This window comes from Streptomyces sp. YIM 130001 (assembly GCF_003574445.1).
Lineage (GTDB): Bacteria > Actinomycetota > Actinomycetes > Streptomycetales > Streptomycetaceae > Streptomyces.
Genome location: NZ_KZ984559.1, coordinates 279796 through 286310 on the forward strand (window position 1 = coordinate 279796; position 6515 = coordinate 286310).

A 6515-nucleotide genomic window follows, 5' to 3' on the forward strand; every position below is an offset into this window, starting at 1 on the left:
GGTCAGATGCTCCGCTGGCTCGCGTAGAAGACCAGCCGGTACTTGCCGATCTGCACCTCGTCGCCGTTCGCCAGCGGGACGGAATCGATCCGCTCACGGTTCACGTACGTGCCGTTGAGGCTGCCGACGTCGGCCACCGTGAACTCGCCGTCCGCACCGCGACGGAACTCCACATGACGCCGTGACACGGTCACGTCGTCGAGGAGGATGTCGCTCTGGGCGTGCCTGCCCACCGTCGTCAGCTCACCGTCGAGGAGGAACCTGCTGCCCGAGTTCGGGCCGCGGCGCACCACCAGGAGGGCAGAACTCGGAGGCAGGGCATCCACGGCCGCCTGGGCCTCTGGGGAGAGCGTGGGGATCGGCGTCTGGCCGGTGACTTCGGCGTCGTAGGCCTCGAGGCCCGAGATGGAGATCGTCGACGTGGTCTCGGAGGGACGCTCGCCTGGAGCTCCGGCGCGCAAGGGCGCACCGCAGTTGGAGCAGAAGCGGCTCGCCTCTGCATTGCGGTTGCCACACCTCGTACACACCAGGGCCGACATGGACGGGTCCTCCTGCCGCGGATGCCCAGCGGGGGCATTGGATTCGTACGGGTCGGGGGTCAACCCTCCACCCGTACTTGAGGTTGACGGTTCTCCGAAACCTATGCGGCCGGATGCGGCAGGGTCAACAGACGACGCGCCCGGTCCACCCGAATTGTCACCACCAGGGCCTGCGACCTCGTCCCGGAAGAGGGGGCGCTCCCCCTGACCCTCGGCATCCGTCTGACGCGGCGCACGATGCCTGGCGGAACCCTCGCCGTCCTGGCGGGAGCTCTTGCCGAACAACTTCGCAAACAACTTCACGGGCGATTCCCCTTGACCGAAACAGACCCGCCCGTGGGGCAGGACGAACCCTGAACACTCTCGCCGGCCGAACCGGACACCCTCACAACGTCCGCGTCCACCTGACAGTTTCCATCACGCACCAGCAGTCCGGTGCCCCGACCCCCCGCAAGCTCCCGCTCCCACGCCGGAAGTCTCCTACGATCCGTCCTCACTGGGCGGACGACCGAGCGTAGTCAGGACGATTCGCCCGTCGCAAGGCATCCACGACGATCTTCTCGTCACGTGTGACCGACACCGTGGCCTGCTCCTTCTCCAGGGTCTGCACCACGCCGCCCGGGATGTTGAGCGCCGGCTCCAGGTCCTTCGGCTTGCCGATGACTTTGAACCGGTACGGGGACCCGACCTTGCGTCCGTCGATGCGCACCCCGCCCTCGGTGTCCGTGAAGTAGGTACCGGCGACGACCCGCACATCGTTGATCTGGATCGCCTCCGCGCCCGCCGCACGCAGCTCCTGGATCGCGTCGAGGAGCATGTCCGCCTCCACCTTGCCCCCCGCATCCGCGATGGTCAGGCTTATCCCGGGGCCTTCCGCAGCCACCGTGCCCGCCAGCACGCCCAGTTGGCTCTCCTTCTCCTTCGTCTGCTTACGCGCCTCTTCCGCTTGGTCCGAGCTGTTCTCCAGCTCGGTCCGCTGGTCGTCGAGACGTCGCTTCTCGTCCTCAAGACGCTGAGTCCGCCCGTCGAGTTCATCGAGGATGCGGACCAAGTCCTCCTGGCGTGCGCCGCGCAGAGCACTGCCCTCGCTGTTGGACCGCACCTGGATGGCAAGACCGAGGCCCAGCACGAACAGCAGAAGGGCCACGATCAGCTGCGCCCGCGTGACACGGGGCGGCCACAGACTCTGCCCCAGGCGCTGTCGCCCGGTGATCTTCTTCTCCTCCGACCGGTCCGGCTGTGCCTGCTCGTCAGGCTCCGGATCGGGCTGCGGCGGCGGCAACGGCTGACGCCGCTCGATCGGCGGCTCGCCCGCGCCAGGCCCGTCCCCTGCAGGCTTGTCCTCGCTGCTCATCGCCTCACGCCCGGAACACGTGCCGACGGATGGCCGCGGCGTTCGAGAAGATCCGGATACCGAGAACGACCACAACGCCCGTGGACAGCTGCGACCCCACCCCCAGCTTGTCCCCGAGGAATACGATCAGCGCCGCCACCACCACGTTGGAGAGGAAGGAGACGACGAAGACCTTGTCGTCGAAGATGCCGTCGAGCATCGCGCGCAGCCCTCCGAACACCGCGTCGAGCGCGGCCACCACAGCGATCGGAAGATACGGCTCGACCACTGCGGGAACCTCGGGCCGGACGAACAGCCCGACCACCACCCCCACCACGAGGCCCAGTACGGCGATCACGATGTGCCCTCTCCTGCTCGCGGCTCCGCGTTGCGCACGGCCAGACTCGGCGCGGCCGGGAGCCGTAGATCCTTTTCGACCGACATGGCGGTCCTGATACCGAAGTTCTCCTGCAGAGCGTTCAGATACCGGCCGTCTGCACTGTCCTTGAACTTGCTGTTCATCCGACCGCCGTTCCCCACCGCGAGAACCGTGTACGGAGGCACCAGCGGGCGGTTGTCGACGAGTATGGCGTCTCCCGCCGCCCTGATCGCCGAGAGCGAGGTGAGGCGCTGCCCATTGATGGAGATCGCCTCCGCGCCCGTCTGCCAGAGTCCGTTCACGATGTGCTGCATATCGCGGTCCCGCAGCCGCCCGTTGTCCGAGAAGTCCGAGCTCTCCCGCGGGCCACCTCCCGACGACGCGCTCCCCGAAGCGTCGTCCACGACCAGCTTGACTCCCGGTCCGGTCACCTCGGTGGCGCCGGACAACAGGGCCACCAGCGCAGCCTTGTCACCACCGTGCTCCCGCAGGGCTTCCTGCTGCCGCCGGCCCACGTCGGCACGCAGCTCGTCCACCTGGTCCTCGATCCGGTCCGCGGCGTCCGTCTCCCGCTCGATCCGGTCGATCAGTTCCTCGCGCTCCTTGGCCACCGCCGGCGCTTCCTCACGCGCCTGGGCCGCTCCGACCGTCACCACCAGGGCGGCGAGCACGAGACCGGCCGCCAGGCCGAGCTTGGCCCGCAAGGTCCGGGGCAATCCGCTCTGCCCCTGCGCCTCCCGGCGCTCGGCCGCCTCGGCGTAACCGTCATCGAGGCTGTGGTCCATCACATTGGTCAGCAGCGACATCGAAGCATCAGGGCGCGCTGCTGCGCGGGTGCTCCGCTCGGGGGGCTGCTGCGACATGCCGCACATCGTCGCACGTGCCGGTCACTACCTCCGAACGGCCCCATCGGCGCGCCGGGCAGCGGCGGTTGACCTCGCTGCCCGGCGTACCGCGGTCACCGGCCGGCGCTGTCCACGACGGCGGACCACTCGTCCAGGAGCGACTGCGCCGAAGCGTCGTCGGGGCCCTCGGCCCAGAGGTGGGTGACTGCTTCCGCGGGGTCGGGGAGCACCATGATCCAGCGCCCGTCGGTCTCGACGACCCGTACCCCGTCCGTGGTGTCCACAGCCCGGTCGCCCGCCGCCTCCACGACCGTTCGCATCACGAGACCCTTCACCGCCCAGGGAGTCGCCAGGTCCCTGCGCAGCACATGCGCACGCGGGATCCGCGCGTCGATCTGGCTCAGTGTGAGCTGCGTCCGTGCCACAAGACCGATGAGCCGTACGAACGCGGCCGCACCGTCGAACACCCCGCTGAACTCCGGGATGATGAAACCGCCGCGCCCGTCACCACCGAAGATGGCACCCTCGCTGCGCCCCACCCGTGTCAGGTCGTCGGGCGACGTCGTCGTCCAGTCGACCTGCGTGCCGTGGTACGCCGCGACCTGTTCCGCGATACGCGTCGTCGTGACGGGCAGGGCAACCCGCCCGCTACGCCGCTCCGCGGCGACCAGATCGAGCAGGACGAGCAGCGCACGATCGTCCTCGACGATCCGCCCCTTCTCATCCACCAGGGACAACCGCTCGCCGACCGGGTCGAATCGCACGCCGAAATCGGCCCGGGCCGACGCCACGATCTCGCCGAGCCGCACCAGACCGGCCCGGCGGGCGTCACGCGTCTCCGTGGGCCGGGACTCGTCGAGGCCCGGGTTGACGGTCAGCGCATCCACACCGAGCCGACCGAGCAGGCTGGGCAGCACGAGTCCGGCACTGCCATTGGATGCGTCCACGACAACCTTGAGGCCCGACTCCCGGACCCCGCTCGTGTTCACGTTCCGCAGCAGCGATCCCGTGTACGAGTCGTAGACGCTCGACGGGAAGTGCAGATCGCCGATCTCCCCGGGGAAAGCGCGCCGGTACTCCTGCCGGGCATAGACCCGGTCCAGCTTGCGCTGACTGGCCTGCGAGAGGTCAGACCCCGTCCCGTCGAAGAACATGATGTCGACCGAGTCCGGAACCCCCGGAGTCGTACGGATCATGATGCCGCCGGCGCTACCGCGCGCGGTCTGCTGCCTCGCCACCGGCAACGGCACGTTCTCCAGATCCCGTACGTCGATGGCGCTCGTCTGCAGCGCCGAGATCACGGCCCGCTTCAGAGCCCGCGCACCTCTCGAGTGGTCTCGTGCCGTCGTGACGGTCGAGCCCTTCTTCAGCGTCGTCGCATAGGCGCCGGCCAGCCGCACGGCCAGCTCAGGAGTGATCTCCACGTTGATGATCCCGGAGACACCCCTGGCCCCGAATAGATGCGCCTGTCCCCTGGACTCCCAGATCACCGAGGTGTTGACGAACGCACCCGCCTCGATGGTCTTGAACGGATAGACCCGGACGTTCCCCTGGACGATCGATTCCTCGCCGATGAAGCACTCGTCGCCGATCACCGCCCCGTCCTCGATGCGGGAGGCTCGCATGACATCGGTGTTCTTGCCGATCACACAGCCGCGGAGATTGCTCTGCGGGCCGATGTACACGTTGTCGTGCACCACGCTCTTGTGCAGGAACGCTCCGCTCTTCACGACCACGTTGGACCCGATGACCGTGTGCTCGCGGATCTCCACGTCGGCTTCGACCTTGGCGTAGTCCCCGATATAGAGCGGCCCACGCAGCACCGCGTCCGGGTGTACCTCGGCTCCTTCGGCAACCCAGACTCCCGGTGAGATCTCGAAGCCGTCGAGTTCCACATCGACCTTGCCCTCGAGGACGTCGGCCTGCGCCTTCACATAACTCTCGTGGGTGCCTACGTCCTCCCAGTAGCCCTCGGCGATATAGCCGTATACGGGCTTACCCTCCTTCATCAACTCAGGAAAAACGTCTCCCGACCAGTCGACGGACACATCCGGGTCCACGTAGTCGAAAACTTCCGGTTCCATCACGTAGATTCCGGTATTGACGGTGTCGGAGAAGACCTGCCCCCAGGTGGGCTTCTCCAGGAAGCGCTCCACCTTGCCGTCCTCGTCCACGATGGTGATGCCGAACTCCAGAGGATTGGGCACCCGCGTGAGGCACACCGTGACCAGCGCACCCTTTTCCTTGTGGAAATTGATGAGATCGGTCAGATCGAAATCCGTTAGCGCGTCCCCGGAAATCACGACGAAGGCATCGTCCTTGAGCGCCTCCTCGGCATTCTTCACGCTCCCCGCGGTCCCGAGTGGCTTCTCCTCATTGGCATAGGTGAGCTCCATACCGAGCTCTTCTCCATCACCGAAATAGTTCCTCACCAAAGAAGCAAGGAACTGTACGGTGACCACGGTCTCGGTGAGCCCATGCCGCTTGAGCAGCCGAAGCACGTGCTCCATAATCGGCCGGTTTGCCACCGGCAGGAGCGGCTTGGGCATGCTCGAGGTCATGGGGCGAAGGCGTGTGCCTTCGCCTCCAGCCATCACGACGGCCTTCATGTCGGAAGCGTCCTCCTTGAAGAGACGACTGTCTTGCCGACCAGGCCCGTCCGGAAGTGCCCGCTCAGATCGGGTGCGAGCCGACCGCCTCTTTACGGCCACGAATGGGCGGGCTCAATCGGCCTGGGAGTCCGCCCTGACCAGGCGGCGGACCTGAACCACGTAGAGGATCCCTGCCCACCAGTACAGCGTCGTACCCCAACCGGCGAACGCCCATCCGAAAATAGCAGCGAGTGAGCCGAGCCAGCCACTCGAGCCGCTGAGCAGAAGGAGCGGGAAGGCATACATCAGGTTGAACGTCGCTGCCTTGCCGAGGAAGTTCACCTGCGGCGGCGGATACCCGTGCCGGCGAAGGATGCCCACCATGACCAGCAGCATCAGCTCGCGTGCGAGCAGTAGCCCGGTCAACCAGAGAGGCAGGATCTCCCGCCAGGTGAGCCCGACGAGAGTCGACAGAATGTAGAGCCGGTCGGCAGCCGGATCGAGCAGCCGGCCAAGCTTGCTGATCTGGTTCCATCGACGCGCCAGCTTGCCGTCGAGATAGTCGCTGATGCCGCTCAGCATGAGCACCACCAGCGCCCACACGTCACAGTTCGGGCCGCCGAAGACCGGCCACAGAATCAGCCACAGGAACACGGGCACGCCGACGAGGCGAGCCATGCTCAGGATGTTGGGGATGGTGAGCACCCGGTCCGTCTGAACTCGGGTCTCCTGGACCTCCACCCGGGGGCCTCCTGTGGGGAACGTGCCGACGATGCCCCATGACTTTACCCGCATGGCGGGCCCACTCGTGCAGAGGGGTCCTGCCGG

General features: G+C 67.0%; 6 protein-coding genes. All 6 read right to left on the minus strand.

Annotated features, from left to right (window positions below; all coding sequences use genetic code 11):
- Nucleotides 1-2: 2 nt before the first annotated feature.
- The 6 genes from DSC45_RS22455 to DSC45_RS22480 all read right to left on the minus strand — a co-directional run bounded on the left by DSC45_RS22455 (nt 3) and on the right by DSC45_RS22480 (nt 6428).
- Nucleotides 3-950 carry a zinc-ribbon and FHA domain-containing protein gene (locus tag DSC45_RS22455; RefSeq protein WP_119293701.1) on the minus strand — a complete coding sequence of 316 codons (948 nt, stop codon included), beginning with the start codon at nt 948-950 and terminating at the stop codon, nt 3-5.
- Between the two features lie 82 nt (nt 951-1032).
- On the minus strand, nt 1033-1893 hold the full coding sequence (locus DSC45_RS22460) for a DUF881 domain-containing protein (RefSeq protein WP_119293702.1): 861 nt from the start codon (nt 1891-1893) through the stop codon (nt 1033-1035).
- Nucleotides 1894-1897: 4 nt separating this feature from the next.
- A complete protein-coding gene (locus DSC45_RS22465) occupies nt 1898-2230 on the minus strand; it encodes a small basic family protein (RefSeq protein ID WP_119293703.1) in 333 nt (110 codons plus the stop codon).
- Nucleotides 2227-3123, minus strand: a complete 897-nt coding sequence (locus tag DSC45_RS22470) for a DUF881 domain-containing protein (protein ID WP_205571393.1) — start codon at nt 3121-3123, stop codon at nt 2227-2229. Before DSC45_RS22470 ends, DSC45_RS22465 begins: the two co-directional genes overlap by 4 nt.
- A gap of 86 nt (nt 3124-3209) precedes the next feature.
- Nucleotides 3210-5705 carry a mannose-1-phosphate guanyltransferase gene (locus DSC45_RS22475; protein WP_119293705.1) on the minus strand — a complete coding sequence of 832 codons (2496 nt, stop codon included), beginning with the start codon at nt 5703-5705 and terminating at the stop codon, nt 3210-3212.
- Between the two features lie 114 nt (nt 5706-5819).
- Nucleotides 5820-6428, minus strand: a complete 609-nt coding sequence (locus DSC45_RS22480; RefSeq protein WP_162929302.1) for a cardiolipin synthase ClsA — start codon at nt 6426-6428, stop codon at nt 5820-5822.
- Nucleotides 6429-6515: the final 87 nt, after the last annotated feature.

Excerpts from the sequence above, each read along its gene's own strand:
- DSC45_RS22460 (WP_119293702.1), bottom strand. The coding sequence starts at position 1,893 with ATGAGCAGCGAGGACAAGCCTGCAGGGGACGGGCCTGGCGCGGGCGAG.
- DSC45_RS22470 (WP_205571393.1), bottom strand. The coding sequence starts at position 3,123 with ATGTGCGGCATGTCGCAGCAGCCCCCCGAGCGGAGCACCCGCGCAGCA.
- DSC45_RS22475 (WP_119293705.1), bottom strand. The coding sequence starts at position 5,705 with ATGAAGGCCGTCGTGATGGCTGGAGGCGAAGGCACACGCCTTCGCCCC.